General features: G+C 52.9%; 13 protein-coding genes. 6 read left to right on the top strand and 7 right to left on the bottom strand.

Features of this window, described 5'->3' with window-relative positions; genetic code table 11:
* Window positions 1–217: 217 nt before the first annotated feature.
* Complete coding sequence (locus tag H6F91_RS22770; protein WP_242035935.1) at window positions 218–1,519, bottom strand: PrsW family intramembrane metalloprotease; 1,302 nt, start codon at window positions 1,517–1,519, stop codon at window positions 218–220.
* A gap of 325 nt (window positions 1,520–1,844) precedes the next feature.
* Window positions 1,845–2,183, bottom strand: coding sequence for a nucleoside hydrolase (locus H6F91_RS22765; RefSeq protein WP_190775541.1), 339 nt, complete (start codon window positions 2,181–2,183; stop codon window positions 1,845–1,847).
* A 128-nt stretch (window positions 2,184–2,311) separates the two neighbouring features.
* Between H6F91_RS22765 and H6F91_RS22760 the strand changes: the two genes are divergently transcribed.
* Both H6F91_RS22760 and H6F91_RS22755 read left to right on the top strand, forming a co-directional pair.
* Complete coding sequence (locus tag H6F91_RS22760) at window positions 2,312–4,411, top strand: M3 family metallopeptidase (RefSeq protein WP_190775542.1); 2,100 nt, start codon at window positions 2,312–2,314, stop codon at window positions 4,409–4,411.
* A 219-nt stretch (window positions 4,412–4,630) separates the two neighbouring features.
* The gene (locus tag H6F91_RS22755) at window positions 4,631–5,302 is read left to right on the top strand and encodes a response regulator transcription factor (protein ID WP_190775543.1); all 672 of its coding nucleotides are present in this window, start codon (window positions 4,631–4,633) and stop codon (window positions 5,300–5,302) included.
* A gap of 247 nt (window positions 5,303–5,549) precedes the next feature.
* On the opposite strand, the gene H6F91_RS22750 is transcribed toward H6F91_RS22755, so the two are convergent.
* Window positions 5,550–6,950 carry a HAMP domain-containing sensor histidine kinase gene (locus H6F91_RS22750; protein ID WP_190775544.1) on the bottom strand — a complete coding sequence of 467 codons (1,401 nt, stop codon included), beginning with the start codon at window positions 6,948–6,950 and terminating at the stop codon, window positions 5,550–5,552.
* A gap of 191 nt (window positions 6,951–7,141) precedes the next feature.
* Entirely contained in the window at window positions 7,142–7,342 is a 201-nt protein-coding gene (locus H6F91_RS22745; RefSeq protein WP_190775545.1) for a hypothetical protein, read from the bottom strand.
* Window positions 7,343–7,544: 202 nt separating this feature from the next.
* Here H6F91_RS22745 and H6F91_RS22740 point away from each other — a divergent pair, with 202 nt between their 5' ends.
* Window positions 7,545–8,132, top strand: coding sequence for a GNAT family N-acetyltransferase (locus H6F91_RS22740; RefSeq protein ID WP_206754963.1), 588 nt, complete (start codon window positions 7,545–7,547; stop codon window positions 8,130–8,132).
* 122 nt (window positions 8,133–8,254) lie between these two features.
* Entirely contained in the window at window positions 8,255–8,452 is a 198-nt protein-coding gene (locus tag H6F91_RS22735; RefSeq protein WP_190775546.1) for a hypothetical protein, read from the top strand.
* Between the two features lie 54 nt (window positions 8,453–8,506).
* Here the strand turns inward: H6F91_RS22735 and H6F91_RS22730 are convergent, their stop codons facing one another.
* The 3 genes from H6F91_RS22730 to H6F91_RS28045 form a co-directional block, all read right to left on the bottom strand.
* Entirely contained in the window at window positions 8,507–11,746 is a 3,240-nt protein-coding gene (locus H6F91_RS22730) for an efflux RND transporter permease subunit (RefSeq protein ID WP_190775558.1), read from the bottom strand.
* 235 nt (window positions 11,747–11,981) lie between these two features.
* Window positions 11,982–13,355, bottom strand: a complete 1,374-nt coding sequence (locus tag H6F91_RS22725) for an efflux RND transporter periplasmic adaptor subunit (protein ID WP_242035934.1) — start codon at window positions 13,353–13,355, stop codon at window positions 11,982–11,984.
* Window positions 13,356–13,677: 322 nt separating this feature from the next.
* Window positions 13,678–14,307: a DUF6335 family protein gene (locus H6F91_RS28045; protein ID WP_242035933.1), complete on the bottom strand. Its 630-nt coding sequence runs from the start codon at window positions 14,305–14,307 to the stop codon at window positions 13,678–13,680.
* Between the two features lie 331 nt (window positions 14,308–14,638).
* Between H6F91_RS28045 and H6F91_RS22715 the strand changes: the two genes are divergently transcribed.
* Entirely contained in the window at window positions 14,639–15,457 is an 819-nt protein-coding gene (locus tag H6F91_RS22715; protein WP_190775547.1) for an alpha/beta hydrolase, read from the top strand.
* A 299-nt stretch (window positions 15,458–15,756) separates the two neighbouring features.
* Window positions 15,757–17,244, top strand: a complete 1,488-nt coding sequence (locus tag H6F91_RS22710; RefSeq protein ID WP_190775548.1) for an alpha-amylase family glycosyl hydrolase — start codon at window positions 15,757–15,759, stop codon at window positions 17,242–17,244.
* The last annotated feature ends 133 nt before the right edge of the window (window positions 17,245–17,377 follow it).

Here is a 17,377-nt window from a genome sequence, read left to right as displayed (position 1 = left end):
CTTTTACTTGGCAGGGAAAGCCATTACGCTATGGTTTTACACAATTTCATCAAGACGGTCTCTGGAGAAGCCATGTGCCGCTAGACCAGCAATTCTCAGTATGGAATTGGGCCCGCCGCTTGCCTTCGGCAAGCGGTTTTCGGGCTTCAAAGCCAAGATTGCGCGCCCGTCGGGCGCGCAATCTTGGCTTTGAAGCTCATAATGAGAACTGCTGGCGCTAGACAATAGGGCGATCGCCATCGGAACTCATCGCTCGCAACCGCTGAGCCTCATGCCGCCAGCCCAGGACGAGTGGGTCTGTCTCCAAATCAAGCCCCAGCTTACGCACCCGACGTTTGCGAAATGCCAACTCATGCTGGGCTTTGACCAACTGGTCAGAGATGCGTTTATTGAGAAAAGGAATTCGACGGCTCTGGAACATGCGATCGCGCCGAATAGCTTCATACTCTTCAGGAGTAACCGCCTGTCCGACCTCATCCAACAGTTCTTCGCGAATAACCCGTCGTTCCCACACACCGCTGCGCCACAGCATGACGATCAGCAGCAGGATAAACGGCGCGTACATAATCAGGTCAAGAATACTTTTTTGAAACCAGGTTTCTAAAAAACCAGGGTTGGGAGGTGGGCCACCGGTCGGGGTCGGAGCTCCAGCGGCACGAGAGGCGATCGCAAACACCAGCCCCAAGCTATTGTTCACAGCATGGGCCAGCACAGCCAGAAACCACCCGAGGAAAATTGCCAACCAGCCCACCCAGTTTCGGGTGGTTTGCAGCATCAGACCCAGAAAAATTCCCAAAATGCCACTGTAGAGCGTATGCCCACTCAGGCCAAACAGAGCAAACCGCGCCCCCAGTTGTAGACCCCAGGGAGCAAAGCCATATTCAGCATAGGTTTGGGCCACGTATAGCGCTGACTCTAACCAGTTAAACCCAATCCCCACCAAGGCTCCATAGATAAAGCCATCGCGCATGTTATCAAACTCGGCATTGAGGAAAATCAGTAATGCCAGAATACCAATGCCTTTGATGGTTTCCTCAACCAGTGGGCCTGCAATAGGCGCACCAATTAACAAAGCAGCCTGAGGGCCAAGGGTCTCCTGAATCATCGGGTTTTCCGACACCCACCCGGCAAGCTGATTAATAATCTGGCCGTTGATGGGAGCCGACAATCCGGTGGCGATAATGCCACCCCAGAGCAGAGCCACGGCGATCGCCCAGGGTGACTCCCGCTCCCGCCGATCGAGGTACCACAGAATCGCGACCGGCACCACGGACAGCAGCGCAGTCGTTGCCAAGGCCGTCAAAAATATCAGAGCGGCATCTGGTTTGAGGGAGGTGAAGATAGCCAGCAGTTGTACCGTGGCAAAGGTGAGGATGGCCAACAGAATGCTGACCAGAATGATGGCGTTACGGCGACGGCTCAGGGGTGAGCCCAGCATTAGCCGATTGATGGGGGTTAAAGAGGTTTCGGTCATAGAAAGGGCGATCGTACCCAAAAGTTGCCCAGTATTTTCGTTCATTCACGATAATCCGGCAAGCCCACAGGGGCTTAGGTGCTACCTTTGATAAACCTTTTCAATTGGGTGAGGTACGAGAGATGAATGTGGGGCAATGCCCCACATTCATCTCTCGTACCTCATCCGATCGGAGAATGCCAGCAATTCTCAGTATGGGCCTCAAAGCCAGGAGTTCACGCCCTACGGGCGTGAACTCCTGGCTTTGAGGCCCGAAAACTGCGCGCCTTTGGCGCGCAGTTTTCGGGCCTGATTTCAAAATGAGAATTGCTGGGAGAATGCTAAGGCCAACGGCTCCAGAGGGTTAAATGCTAATGATAAGCATTTAACTTTACTTGTTATCAATCAGAAAATTTACCCCGTGTTGGGGTTGCGGGGCAGAATGGGTTCGGGTAGGGTAACTCCCGGCCAAGTTTCCAGAACCATAGACGTCTTCGGCAGTGGCAAGGGCGCGCACCGTCGGGTAGGGACGTCCAGCAAACACACTCATGTCGAGACGTGGAGCTAAGTTATAGCTTTGGCGAGCCGTGGGCTGGATAGGCATCGCCGCATTTCTGGCAGTGGTTGTAATACCCAGTACATCGAGTTCTGAAGAAGCCAGGGCAAGGAGGAGGGCGATCGCACCATCCACACCTGGATTGCAGTCGATCATAATGGGAAAGAAGGCCATGATAGGAAACCTGTAGAGGACGGCAAAACACCCCCTTGTCGTGGGGGAATGGCCCTGATTTTGCGATCTGCTGCCGATGTTTGGGAGCCCCCAGCATCTGTGTTCACCTTAGTAATTCGGATTCCTGTATGACTGCAACGATTCCATCTACTGAAAATCCGCTATTGATTGGTCACGGATTGCCGCCATTTGACGAGATTCGTCCAGAATACGTCGTCCCGGCTATGACGCAATTGCTGGCGGAGCTACACGACTCCCTGACGGAGTTGGAGCAAACCCTGGAGCCGACCTGGAGTGGTCTGGTAGAGCCGTTGCAACGGTTGGGCGATCGCCTCGGCTGGACGTGGGGCATTGTTAATCACTTAATGGGGGTGAGAAATAGCCCCGAACTCCGTCAGGCGCACGAAGAAGTGCAACCGGAAGTAGTCAAGTTCTACATCCGGCTGGGCCAAAGTGAAGCGATTTACAAGGGCTATGTGGCTCTGCGGGATAGCGATACCTGGAGCCAGTTAGACGAGGCCCAACACCGCATCATCGAGGCCGCCATTCGGGATGCAGAGCTATCGGGTGTAGCGCTCCAAGGAGAAGAGAAGGAGCGCTTTAACACCATGCAGTTGGAGCTGGCTGACCTCTCCACCAAGTTTTCCAATAATGTGCTGGATGCCACTAAAGCCTTCAGCCTCACCTTGACCCAACCCGAAGAAGTGGAAGGGTTACCGGCCAGCCTTCTGGCACAAGCCGCCCAGGGCGCTCGTGTTGCTGGAGCCGACGACGCTACTCCCGAACATGGCCCCTGGCGCTTTACGCTGGATATGCCCAGCTTCTTACCCTTCATGCAACACAGCCGTCGCCGTGACCTGCGGGAGAAAATGTATCGTGCCCATGTGACCCGCGCGGCATCGGGGGAGTACGACAATCAGCCGTTGATTGAGCGCATTCTCACCCTACGGAAAGAAATGGCGGGGCTGTTGGGTTATGACAGCTATGCGGAATTGAGCCTCGCCAGCAAGATGGCCCCCAATGTGGAAGCCGTGGAAGGTTTACTTAATTCTCTGCGATCGGCCAGCTACGACGCAGCGAAGGAAGACCTGGAAGCGCTGAAGACCTTTGCGAAAGAGCAAGGTGCGCCCGAAGGAGACGACCTGCAACTGTGGGATATTACCTTCTGGGCTGAGCGGCTGCGGGAGACCAAGTATGACCTGAACACCGAGGAACTGCGCCCCTACTTCCCGCTGGAGCAAGTGTTGGATGGACTGTTCTCCCTGGCCAAGCGGCTGTTTGGGATCACCATTACTTCGGCGGATGGGGAAGCGCCGGTGTGGCATCCCGATGTGCGCTATTTCCAGGTAGCCGATGAGAATGGGACGGCGATCGCCTACTTCTTCCTCGACCCCTACAGCCGCCCCGCCGAGAAGCGGGGGGGAGCCTGGATGGATACCTGCATCAACCGCGCTGTTCTCACCGAAAACGGTGTGCGTCAGGTGCGTCTACCGGTGGCCTACCTTACCTGTAACCAGACGCCTCCAGTGGATGATAAGCCCAGTCTTATGACCTTTGAGGAAGTCACCACGCTGTTCCATGAGTTCGGTCATGGTCTGCAACATATGCTGACCCGTGTGGATTATGGCCTTGCAGCAGGGATCAACAACGTGGAATGGGATGCAGTGGAGTTGCCCAGCCAGTTTATGGAAAACTGGTGCTACGATCGCCCCACTCTTTTCAACATGGCTCGCCACTATGAAACCGGCGAACCGTTGCCTGATGCAGATTATCAGAAGCTTTTGGCAGCCCGTAACTTTATGAGTGGGAGTGGGATGTTACGTCAGTTGCATTTCAGCCTGACGGATATTGAACTGCACCACCGTTATCAGCCAGGTGGCTCGGAGACGGCCAATGATGTCCGTCTGCGTCTTGCTAAGACGACGACGGTGATTCCGCCGTTACCGGAAGATCGCTTCCTGTGTGCCTTCGGCCACATTTTTGCGGGTGGGTATGCAGCGGGATACTACAGCTACAAGTGGGCTGAGGTTCTCAGTGCAGATGCGTTTGCCGCTTTTGAGGAAGCTGGATTGGAGGATGAAGGGGCGATCGCCCAGACGGGTCGTCGATTCCGCGATACGGTTCTTGCTCTAGGTGGCAGTAAGCATCCCATGGAAGTGTTCCAAGCATTCCGGGGACGTGAGCCAGATACGAAGCCCTTGCTGCGGCATAGTGGGCTGGCGGCTTAAAGCGGTTGAATTTTGGTGTGTTTGACGCACCAAAACTTAACTTTATACATGCCAAAGGGCAGTGCAGTGCATCGCCCTTTGGTATATCAAGGGCATGGTCTAAAGCTCCCTTGAAAGGTTGTTTTTCGTGCGCTTAGGGCGCGAAAAACAACCTTTAAAACAGACCCTGGCTAACGAGACAAAGGCTATAGTTGCTATGCTCCCTTGATTGCGATCGCCATGCAGACTTCACCCAATGCCCTAATCAAACTTCTGTTGGTAGATGATGATCCGATGATGCGAATTGGGCTCAAGCATTCGTTGATGACGCAATCTCAACTGGAGATTGCAGGAGTCGTAGAAGATGGATATTTAGGGGTTAAAGCCGCGACGGAATTACAGCCAGATGTCGTTGTGATGGATGTGGGAATGCCCCATATGGATGGGATCGCGGCGACTCAGCAGATTAAGCAAAAGCATCCTGAGATGAAGGTGATCATGCTCACCTCCCATACCGATCAGACAGAAGTAGTTGCGGCGTTGTCGAGCGGGGCCGATGGATACTGTGTAAAGGGGACAAGTGTAGAACAGTTGGTGAAGGCGATCGAGGTGGTTTACGAAGGGGCAACCTATTTAGATGCACAAGTTGCCCAATCGGTCATTACCCAACTTAAAACGCCAACCCCTGCGACTAAAAAGGCTCCATCTACAGCGGCTGGAACTTTATCGGAACGGGAGTTGGAAGTACTGCAATTGATTGTCGAGGGCTACAGCAACCCTGACATTGCCAAGGCGTTGTACTTGAGTGAGCACACAGTTAAAACCTATGTACGGGGTATTCTGAATAAGTTGTTGGTGAATGATCGAGTGCAAGCTGCCGTTACAGCGTTGCGATCGGGTTTGGTGGGCTAAATACTAAATACAGCGCTTTGCACTTGAATTAGCCACAGTTGTTTTTGTGAGAGCCGCGCTTCTCACGGCTCTCACAAAAACAACCAGATTTTAAACGCTTGAAAAGCGCTGTAAGTTAATTAACGTCAGTTCGGGATAAGCCGAACCGCCCATTATTGCGTACGCGACGCACACGCAATAATGGGCTTTTTCGAGTGCCGCGCGAAGCGCGGCACTCGAAAAAGCCCTTAACCCGAACTGAGGTTAATTACACATCCAGGGGGAGGGTAAACCAGAATGTTGAGCCCACTTCTGGAATACTTTGTACACCGATTTCGCCACGATGGGCAGTGATAATCTGACGGCAGGTGTAAAGCCCTAAGCCCAAGCTGAGCGATTGCCGCTTGTTAGGGCCACGGGTGTAGAGTTCAAATAGGTGGGCACACTGTTGTGGGGTCATCCCAGCCCCGTCATCACTCACCGTGCACCGAAGCCATCGAGAGGATGCCGATACTTTTTTGTGTAGATTGCCAGCAATCACTTCCGCATCCAGGGTTATGCGTAAGCCCGGACGATTGTATTTCAATGCATTGGTGATGAGATTTTCATACACCCGTCGAAGGTGAAGTGCATCAGCATGAACCGTGGGAAGGTTCACGGAAAGATTCGATGTGATACTGGTTTTTTCTTGCTTAAAAAAGGGTTGAAAGTCACAGAGGATGGAATCAACAAGAGCCTCTAGCTGGATTGGTTGAGGATGCAACGTAACCCCATGTAGCTCCGTTACGTGGGCTTCGAGCAGGGAGTTGATGAGTTCGAGTTGGCGATCGCCACTCTTAATCATCTGCTCCAACAAATCCTGTGGAATTTGGGCTGGCCGTCCAGATGGATTGAGGAAGCTTTTGAGGGTCATTCCCATCCCAATCACGGGATTACGCAGATCATGGGAAACGGCATGGAGAAATACTCGCAATTGCTGGCGCAAGTCATGTTCCCGCCGGATCGATTGTTCATGCAAGAAAACTCCTACATTAGCAACCACACACATCAATCCAATATAAAGACCACCCAGAACATAGGTTGCAGAGAACAAAACATCCGGATCACGCCATCCCATTAGAAACGGAATGACCGAGTATCCAATAACTATGGCCTGCGACAGGCAATGTAATTCCCACTTGACGGGGATAACGATCGCCTGAGCCGCATAATAAAGCAGCCAAATGTCAGCATCAAACTGCGCCTCACCTCGCACAATTGAAAGCACCTGGGAGGGAAACAGCGATAATGCTGTAATGAGCAACACGACTTTCTCGGGCTGCTTGCGAGTTAGTGGGTGATAGGTCAACGCGACCCCAATAACCCCACAGACAATTTCGGTGAGAGCAAGCTCAACAATACGCCTCAGCCGCTCCCCAACAATCAGCATCCTGGGGTCTCCCGCTGCATTCAGCATGGGAATTGTGAACGTCATATTCAACGTAAAGCTGATACTAACGGCGAACAGCACCATCCAGGCTAGTAACCGCACGCGATCGCCGATAAAGCTACGCCGCCACACCAAAAATTCCGATGCCACCCGGCCTGACATTTGCTGGCGATGCTGAAAGGATTCCTGCCAGTGCAGCCACGTGGTTCTGAATGTATTGGGAAAGGGGAGGCTTCTCATGCAATCGCCTTCTAGAGGACTTGAATCATGTAGCAATGGAATTGATAGCCGTATTCTGTATTGTTCTTTCCGAAGGGTTAGCGACCGGAACCACCCCAAAAGATTACGGTAGAGGAAACTTGTAATTCCCCCTACCGTCGGGTGAATTCTGGTGCTTGATCGAAACAGGACGTTGCACGAAGGGTTCCTGATTAGTAAGATTGTTCGCGCAATTTCCACAGCAGTTTTTGAGCACTCCAGGCTTGATCTAGCAGAGCCATAGCCGCTTCACCGGAGTATCCACCGGATGCGGTCATTTGCAGAGCACCATGCACAAAAGCTGTGAGATGTAGCTCAGCCATTGCTTCTGCGGAAATACAAACCGTGGGTTTTGCCAACGTTGATGGATGCATTGTGGTATCTCCACTCAAACATTTGTGATGCTCCTAGATTCTCTGGTTTAGAGGTTTTGAACTTCATGCGATCGCCCCAATCCGGTTATCGCTTGATTCACCCGATTGGGTGACCCATGAGACTAGACGACTCGGTGATGTGGAATCTCAAAATCAACCCCTACACTCAGCAGTAGAAACCTTCACGAGGGGGTACGACCAGATGCTATTTCTCATGATGCGAGGCAACCTCATGGTTACACCGCAACCCAACCTAAAAACCGATCGCTTGCTGCTCCGGCCTTTTACCCTGGCTGATGCGCCCCTCGTGCAACGATTTATGGAGGATGGGGCGATCGCCCACACCGCCCGCAGTATCCCCTATCCTTACGAAGACGGCATGGCCGAGCAGTGGATCGCAACCCATGCTCCAGATTATGAGGCGGGTGTGGCTGTGGTTTATGCGATCGCTCTACAAAACCACACGCTCATTGGAGCCGTGGGCCTCACCCTCAGTCCCGCAGATGCCTGCGCTGAGCTGGGTTACTGGGTTGGTCAACCTTACTGGGGTCAAGGCTACGCCACGGAGGCCACTCAGAGACTCATCCAGTTTGGGTTTGAAAGTTTGATGCTGAACCGCATTTATGCAACTTGTTTGGCCCGCAATTCTGCCTCTGCTCGGGTTTTGCAGAAGAGCGGTATGACCTATGAAGGATGCCTGAAGCAGCACGTTTGCCATCGGGGAAAACTGGAAGACCTGGAGCAATACGCTTTGCTAAAGCAGAACTATGACATTCGATCACTTGTATGAATTGTTGCGTGATGTTGTTACACAACAATTCACACCCTCAAAAACGATTGATACAAGAATTCGGCAACACATTTCAACTATGGTGTGAACCCTGTAGCCCAATTTTCGGAAGGAGTTCTAGAATGATGCATACTTCACTATTACGCTTCATTCGTTTACTGGGCGATACAAGCCTGATTGTGATCACAGTTGTTGCTATGATGCTCACCCATAACAAGAGCGAGATAAAGCGCCTCACAACCGTTCAATACACAGACGGCTCTGCGGATGTACAGTTAATTCCACCCAGAATCATGCAACGGAGCAACACGACACCCTAAAAAACTTGTGTGGTGTGCAAAGTACACCACACAAGTGCGTCCGTTCTAACGCTGTCACTTTCGGGTTGAGAGCGGCTCCTCAGTGCGAGGGCGATCGCCCACCTCTCCCCCATCACCATCCTGATCCTGCGCCCGACGCCGCACTGCATCGTGGAGAAACCGCTCAAAAATACGATCCTTCAGTCGCTCAATGTAAGTGAAGATCACCGGAACAATCACCAGGGTCAGCAGGGTTGAGGTAGTGAGACCGCCAATTACCGCGATCGCCATTGGGCTCCGAACTTCAGAGCCAGCCCCAAGGCCCATGGCAATGGGTAGCATCCCCGCAATCATGGCGATCGTGGTCATCAAGATCGGCCGTAGGCGGGCAACACCTGCGTCCAGTACAGCTTGGAACAGGGGTTTACCTTCCTTCTGGTTGAGAATTGCATAGTCCACCAGCAGAATCGAGTTTTTGGTCACAAGTCCCATCAGCAGCACAATCCCAATGAGGGCGTATAACCCGATTTCCTTCCCAGTTAGAAGCAATCCGACAAATGCGCCCCCTAGCGAAAAGGGCAGGGCCACCATGATAGTGAGTGGATGCAAAAAGTCATTGAAAAGTAGCACCAGCACAGCAAAGATAAAGACAACCGCCGCCGCCAATGCTGCTCCGACATTGCCAAATAGCTCGCGCATGATTTTGGCATTCCCTGCCCGTTCCTGTTGCACGGAGGCCGGTTTGTTTTGTAGGGCTGGAAGGGCGTTGACCTGTTGTAGAGCATTCCCTAACGCGATGCCTTGAAGGTTTGCTTCTACGGTAATTTGGCGCGATCGGTTGTAGCGATCGATTTGTGAGGGATCACTACCAAAGCTAATATCTGCAACAGTTTGAAGCGGAATGAGCGTGTCATCCTGCTTACGTACCTGCAAATTCTCAATAGTGCCAAGGTCGTTGCGATAACGTGGATCAATTTGAACGCGAATAGGAATTTGGCGATCGGGCAAGTTGAACTTCGCGAGACTTGCCTCGGTTCCTCCCAGGGTTGCCAGATACGCCGTACCAGCAATCTCTTGCACCGTTACCCCTTGGTCGGCAGCCCGTACGGGATCAGGACGAATGAGCAATTCCGGTTTTACCAGACTGGCCGTTGACACAACTTCCACTAAACCCGGAACCTGGCGCATTTCCTTTTCCAGAGCGTTAGCCGTTTGGGTCAGAGCATTGGGGTCTTCGCTCTTAAGAACGACAGACAGTTCTCGCGAGCCACCCGGCCCGCCTCGAGAAAAGCTCAACCGCACACCCGGAATTTGGCTAAACTGTGGCCGAAATTCATTCTCAAACTCGGGTTGAGATTCCCGTTCCCCCTTGGGTTTTAGCTTCACATAGAGAGTCGCTGAGTTGACCTGCTCATCCGTCTGCACCTGGCTGACATTGGGGTTTTCTAGAAGTAAGCGGGTGAGTTGTTGAGTAGCGCGATCGGTGTCTTCCAATGTTGAACCTGGCGGTAGCTCCATCGAGATAGTCGCCAATCCCAGATCCTCTCGACCAAATAGCCCAACCGGGATGGATGGCAGCAGCAGTAAACTCGCAATGAAGAAGCCGAGGGCGATCGCCAATGCCGTAACCCGATGCCGCAATGACCAGCGCAGTAGCGGATGGTAGAACTCCACCAGGCGATCGCGCCGTTGCCGTTCAGGCCGGGTCGATGTTCCACCATGGGGAACTTCGTTAGGCGTAAGTGGATTGGGAGGGGAAGGGGGGCGATCGCCCCTTTGCAGGCTGGCTTCTCGTTGTCTCTGCTTTCTAGTAGGGCTCTTGTGTCTATGGTCTTTCAGGAGGTAAGCGGCCATTAACGGAGTGACCATTCGGGCTACCAGCAGCGAGAAGAGCACTGATGCTGCAACGGTCACACCAAAGGGACGGAAGTATTGCCCGACCACACCCGTCATAAAGGCAACAGGGCCGAACACCGCGACGATCGACATTGTAGTGGCAACAACGGCCAGGCCGATCTCATCTGAAGCATCCAGCGCAGCACGAAAGGGAGATTTCCCCATTTGCATGTGTCGCTCAATGTTTTCGATCTCGACGATCGCATCATCCACCAAAATACCAACCACCAGCGCCAGCGCCAGCAGGGTCATGTTATTGAGGGTGTAACCAAACGCTTTGAGGATGGCGAATGTGGGAATGAGGGACAGAGGCAAAGCCACCGCTGTAATCAACGTCGCCCGCCAATCCCGCAGGAAGACCCAAATAGTAACAACCGCCAATACGGCCCCTAATACCACCGCTTCCACAGACGCAGCGTAGGATTCTCGGATGTATTGCGCCTGAACGTTGTTAATCAGTTCTAATTTGATATCCGATGGCAGGGTTTGTTGAAGGGTGGCGATCGCCTCCCTAACCCCTTCTTCAACCGCAACCAGGATGCTGCCATTACTCCGCAGCACCGAGAAAGCAACCACAGGTTGATTGTTAAGCCTCGCCGTTTGCCGCACTTCCGCCGTCCCACTGGTCACGGTGCCCAGGCTAGATAACGAGACAAAACCCCCTTGCGGCAGGGAAACTTGATACTGACTTAACGCTTCTACAGTCGGAGCACTGCCCAGGGTGCGAATGGTCTGCTCACTGTCACCAATCGTAGTGCGCCCACCCGGCAGGTTGGTGTTAAACGCCCGAACTTGCTCATTCACCTGGGTTGCGGTGATACTGAGGGCTTCCAGGCGAGCCGGGTTTAAGTCAATGCGAATTTCCTGATCAACTCCGCCAATGCGATTGACCTGGGCTACCCCCGATACTGCCAGCAATGCTCGGCTAATCTCCTCGTCCACAAGCGTACTCAGCTCGGTCACCGAGCGCTGGGGTGAGACTACCGCGTAGGTGACAACAGGGCCGCCTGTGGCAAAATCAACCCGTTCTACCACAGGCTCGTTGATGTCTTCGGGCAAATCCTGGCGAATCTGGGAGATAGCGTTGCGTACGTCATTGGTAGCGCGATCGCTATCCGTCCCCAACACAAAATTTACCGTCGTGGTCGAAAGCCCATCATTCACGGTGGAAACAATTTCGTCAATGTTGCCCAGGCTGGCGACAGCATCTTCTACAGGCTTCGTGACTTGCGATTCCAACTCCGATGGGTCCGCACCGGGCTGTGCGACGCTAACGGTTACTGCGGGAACGTCAACGTTGGGGTTTTGGTCAATGCCGAGAAATGGATAGGCAACTAAACCGGCAACGGTTAAAACCAGAAACAGGACGATGGTTGGAACGGGACTACGAATGGACCAGGCGGAGATGTTAAAGGACATGGGAAAGGGAGGGGGAGGATAAGTAGTGAGAAATGAGGGCGATCGCTCCTGGGGGACTTTGAGCGTCACAACGTAACCCAAGCGTCTTGACCAACCCGCCCTTGAAATCGGTAACGATGATGGCGAGGGCAGGTTTCGTTGTCAGGTTAACGGTGCAAGCCAGAGCGAGCGGTTCAGTCTGCTCTTGCGGGTATGAATGGCGATCGCAGGATGAACGCCGTATCCTTTCAAGGCGTTAGATCGCTCCTGGTACAATCTGGACGCGATCGCCATCACGCACATATCCGGCCCCTTCAACGACAACGCGATCGCCGATTTCTAGCCCTTTGCGAATCTCTACTCGGGTCTGGTTGGGATCCTCGCTGACTGTCCGTACACCCACATCAACCTGAGTAGCCCGAACGGTGTTATCGTCCTGAAGCACGTAGACGATTGAATTCCCATCGTTTTGCGGCAGAACGGCATCGGCAGGAATTGTCATAGCTTGCGCCGTTTGTACCGTTACAGCAGCGCGTAAGAACAGCCCCGGTCGCAGGAGTGGGCTCTCAGGCAGGCTGATCCGTACGGTGGCCTGGCGGGTTTGGGGATCTACGAGCGGGTCGATTTCGCGAACCTCGCCCTGGAGGTTAACCCGGCGATCGCTATCTGATGTAACTCGCACAGACTCTCCCACTCGCACCTGAGGCAACTCCGTTTCAGGCACTTTAGCTTCCAACTGTAAATTGCCATTCTGAATAATCGTGAACAGTTGGTTGCTGGCAGAGGTGACATTCCCTACCTTGGCAAGGCTCTCGGCAATCACTCCAGCCGCAGGAGCACGCACAACGGTTTGGGAGAGTTGCGTTTGCAGCTGTTGAACCTGGGCCTGCCTGCTCTGCACCTCTGCCTGAGCGCTATTGACTGCGGCTTGAGCCGCACCGACCGTTTCTCGCGCGGTCGTTGCAGCCGTAGTACGGGACTCTAGCTCCTGCTGGCTGATGGCCCCCTGATTAAACAGTTGTTGATAGCGTCGCTGGTTACTTTCGGCCTCTGCCAGGGTGGCCTGTTGCTGAGCCAGGGCAGCCTGCTGTTGCTGAACCGTTGCCTGGGCAGAAGCGACCTCGGCGTTAGCCTGGCGCAACTGAGCCTGCAAAACTGAATTGTTCAGCTCAGCCAACACCTGACCAGACTGCACCGTTTGACCTTCGCTCACTAACACCCGTTGTACTTGCAAGCCCGTTACTTCGGGCAACACGGGTAATAAATCTGTTGCCGCCACAGTACCCGTTACGTTTAACGTGCGAGTCACTGGGGTTATCGCGACCGCCGTAGCCGTTACACTCTGGCCGGGAGCAGCGACCGTGGGTCTGGTGGCAATGGGCTCTGATCTTCGTGATGCGATCGCACCCCAGCCGGTCATTAGAGCCACCCCAATTCCGAGCCCAATCAGGGTATATTTCCATCGCGCCTGTCTGCGAATGCGATCGCTTTCGGGCTCCTCAAATGGATCAAAGTCCAGGTCACGCGATCGCTCTAATTCAGATACCCCTCTTCTGGTGTAAGGGGTAGAGGGGTAATCTATCCTTTCTCGCCCGTCCGGGTCTGACATCTCATCCCTTGGGGATTTCATACGTTTTTGGCTCCTGCGTCCATCAATGTCTTACGTGAATCGTGCGACTCCAGCCACCATCTAAAGAGTCAGCACAACGGATCTTGGCGAAACACGCATCAAAGCAAGCTGCAATTCTTGTGGGATGGCCACCGCCCCATCAAGGTAGCTGAAAAACTCACCCCATTTATCGTCCTGATTTCCGTTCTAAGAAGCCGCTTGAAAAGTTCCGTGAAAAGTTGATTTTCGTGCTCAACGCGCACGAAAATCAACTTTTCAAACAGCTCTAAAAAGCAATCTTGCATCGGTCATAACCGCGCAAAATCAGCTTCTCAATAACCGCTTACTCCCGCTCCCGTCGATCGGTGTAGTCTTCAGAGGACTTGGGGTCGAGTTCCCAGCGGCGATCGTCTCGTTCCTCTAACATGTCATTGGTCCGCAGGAAGCTGCGATCGTCCGTTTGAATACCAACAGCAGCAGCCAGATCTTCGACAATGTCCTGATCAGGGGTGGCAACAGTTCCGCCGACGCCTTCTTCGCCCATCACAGCAGCATCTTCAAAGCTGGCATCGACATCACCACCTGTAATGACGTAGTCGGGTTCAGCCTGAAGATAGCTACCCCGGCGGGAATAGCGACCTGTGCGATCGGTCGGCTGTCCCTGCAAGCCGGTGCCGTAGGATTCAGTCATCTCCTGAGGGAGGTCGCTGATTACCTCGTCGTCATCCGCCGCATCGACAATGCCGTCGTCATCGGCATCCAGATTGTCGTCCGTATCATCGGCAGGAAGGGTATCAATGACCGCTTCGTTCAGATCCACTTGCTCTAAACCGACTTCCTCTTCAATTGACGGAAGCGTTGTAAAGTCTGGGTCTACGAGAGCATCAATATCCTCGTTATCCAACTCCGCCTCAAAGTCCCGCCGAGCAGCATCCAACCCAGCATTTGGCGTCATTTCTTTGGCGCTATCCATTGACATCCTCCTGGCAATCTTCTCTCCCTACCAGCACCTTAGCCAAAAGAGGCTGTTATTCCACTCTTCAAATAGGCAGACAAGTGCATACGAAGAAGGGTGCATCTCCGAAGCCAAGGTAGCCTTACAGACTTTTCTGAATTTCCGATGGCGTTCATCGTTCTGGGGGAATATTAGCGTTAGGAATTCCGCCTGCTGCGCCCTGAATCGTTTTTCTACCCTGAATCGTTTTTCTAGAAGTATTGTTCAAAGCAATCAATTCTTCTAGAAAAACCATCTCAAATATCCGTTTGCCCTTTACTTTTTGGATGCGAATAAGCTCGGATACTATATGTCAAAATCACACTTGAAGAAGCTATTAATTGGGGAGTTAAGCTGGCGACGATTCGTGCGATCGCTCCTCTTTATCTATGCTTTCTTCGCCGTCTATGTCTTCTTCCGGGCTGATAGCATGATTTTCTTACCACAGCCCTCCAGCTATCAAGATTCCAATAAGATTCTTAAATTACCGGTCACACCAGACGAAAGAATTTCAGCTACTTATCTCCCTAACCCCAAAGCAACCTATACCCTGCTCTACATCCATGGCAATGCTGAGGATCTGGGAGATGTTCAACCTATTCTGGATCGGTTACAGGAATGGGGATTTAACGTTTTTGCATACGACTACCGGGGATACGGCACAAGCACTGGAAAACCCGGTGAAAGAAATGCTTATCAAGACGCAGAAGCGGCCTATAACTATTTAACTCAACAGCTTCAAGTTCCACCGGATCGCATTATTGTGTATGGGCGATCGGTCGGAGGTGGTTCTGCAACAGAATTAGCAACCCGCCATTCCGTTGCCGGGTTGATTTTAGAGAGCACATTCACCTCGGCATTTCAGGTTGTGCTTCCAATTCCGCTACTGCCCTTTGACAAGTTTTCAAATCGCCAGAAGCTTCAGCGGGTGGATTGCCCAGTACTGGTCATACATGGCGAGGCAGACGAAACGATTCCCGTTGCTCACGGGCGGGCCTTGTATGAAGCGGCCGCCGAACCCAAGCTGTCTCTCTGGGTGGAAGGGGCAGGACATGATGACGTGACGTGGGTGGCGGGCGATCGCCATCACACCATCCTCCAGGCCTTTCAAAAGCTGCTTGAGCAATAAGAAACCTGACCATAAGTAACCTCAGTTTGGGTTAAGGGCTTTTTCGAGGGGCGCGCAAGGCGCGCCCCTCGAAAAAGCCCATTTTGTCGTGCGCTATGCGCACGACAAAATGGGCTCTTGGGCTTATCCCGAATTGAGGTTAAGTACATCCCTTCTCTAGATTTCTATTCACAGGTGGTATTGGATAATCATCCGAGAATCTCTCCTCCGACCTGTGCCCTGCTACAGCTCCTTGGTGCGCAGTCAGATGGCTGGAGGGATTCCTGCGAACCCAGTCCCCATGTAACCCAGTGTTTTCTATGGCTTCATCCCGTCATCCCCTGCTGTATCAGGTCAACACCCGTGTCCTGTTACAAATTCTCGCCAAGCAGCTCAACCGTCCTGCAACGCTAGACGATATTCCGGATACACTGCTCGATGAGTGGGCGATCGCAGGATTCGACTGGATTTACGTCTTAGGGATTTGGCAAACCGGCACCGCTGCCCCACAGGTATCTCGCTCAAACCCGGTCTGGATGGAGGAACACCGCCAGCTTTTGTCGGATCTGAACGATGAAGACGTTTGCGGCTCTTGCTTTGCTGTAACCGGCTACACCGTACATACTGCGATCGGTGGTCATGTAATGGCTGAACGGTTGCGCGATCGCCTTCACCAGCGCGGCCTCAAGCTGATGCTCGATTTCGTGCCCAATCACACCGCCCCCGATCATCCCTGGGTGCAAACCAATCCTGAATTCTACATTCAAGGAACAGAAGAACAGTTAGCACAAGAACCCGAAAACTATTGTCGTATCAAGCTCGCATCCGGTGAACAGGTCTTTGCCTATGGGCGCGATCCTTACTTTCCCGGTTGGTGTGATACGTTGCAGCTGAATTATGGCAATTCCAATTTGCATATGGCTCAGTTAGATGAGTTGATGGCGATCGCTCAACTTTGCGATGGTGTGCGCTGTGATATGGCCATGCTCATCCTGCCGGAAATCTTTCAGCGCATCTGGGGCATCCCAATGGAGCCGTTTTGGGAACGGGCATTTGAAAAAGTGCGCGCCCTCCATCCTGATTTTGTATTCATGGCGGAGGTCTATTGGGATATGGAGTGGGTGCTGCAACAGAAAGGTTTTGATTTCACCTACGACAAAGGTTTGTACGATCGCCTGCGTGAGCAACATGCCCGCCCCGTTCGCGAGCACTTCTGGGCCGACTTGGACTATCAAAACAAATCAGCCCGTTTTCTGGAAAACCATGACGAACAGCGCGCAGCAACAGCCTTTCCACCAGACGTCCATGAAGCGGCAGCCATCATCTCCTTCTTTTGCCCTGGCTTACGCTTCTTTCATCAGGGGCAGCGGGAGGGCTATCGGCATAGAATCTCGATTCATCTAAATCGTGGCCCTCAAGAACCTGTTGATCCGCGCCTGGAGGAGTTCTATAAGCGGTTACTTCAAACATTAAAGCAGCCCCTCTTCCGGGAAGGAACCTGGCAATTGTTAGAGGCTCAACCCGCCTGGGACGGCAACTGGACAGCGGATAACGCCATTGCCTTTGGCTGGACTGACGACAAACACCATGGCTTAGTGGTGGTGAACTACGCTCCGCACCAGAGCCAGTTCTATGTCAGCCTCCCTTTTAATGACCTGGACAGCACCATTCACCTTGAAGATTTGATGCACTCCAATTCGTACGATCGCCCTGACAGCACAATTCATCCGGCAGGGCTTTATTTCGATCTGCCACCGTGGGGCTATGGCGTGTTTGAGCTGAGCGATCGCCATCACTCCAAATCCTAAATTTTTGGGAATCTTACTAGTGGGTCATTTGACTCGAATATCGCCATTTTTTATAGGCGGCTGTCAAGATAGTAGGGAACCCTTGGGTGCCCTGCTATGACCCGTCGCCAAAAACATCCCCTGCGTGATCTGA

The organism is Leptolyngbya sp. FACHB-8 (assembly GCF_014695575.1).
In the GTDB taxonomy this organism is placed as follows: Bacteria; Cyanobacteriota; Cyanobacteriia; order Elainellales; family Elainellaceae; genus Vacuolonema.
This window is presented reverse-complemented; position numbering and strand designations above follow the sequence as displayed.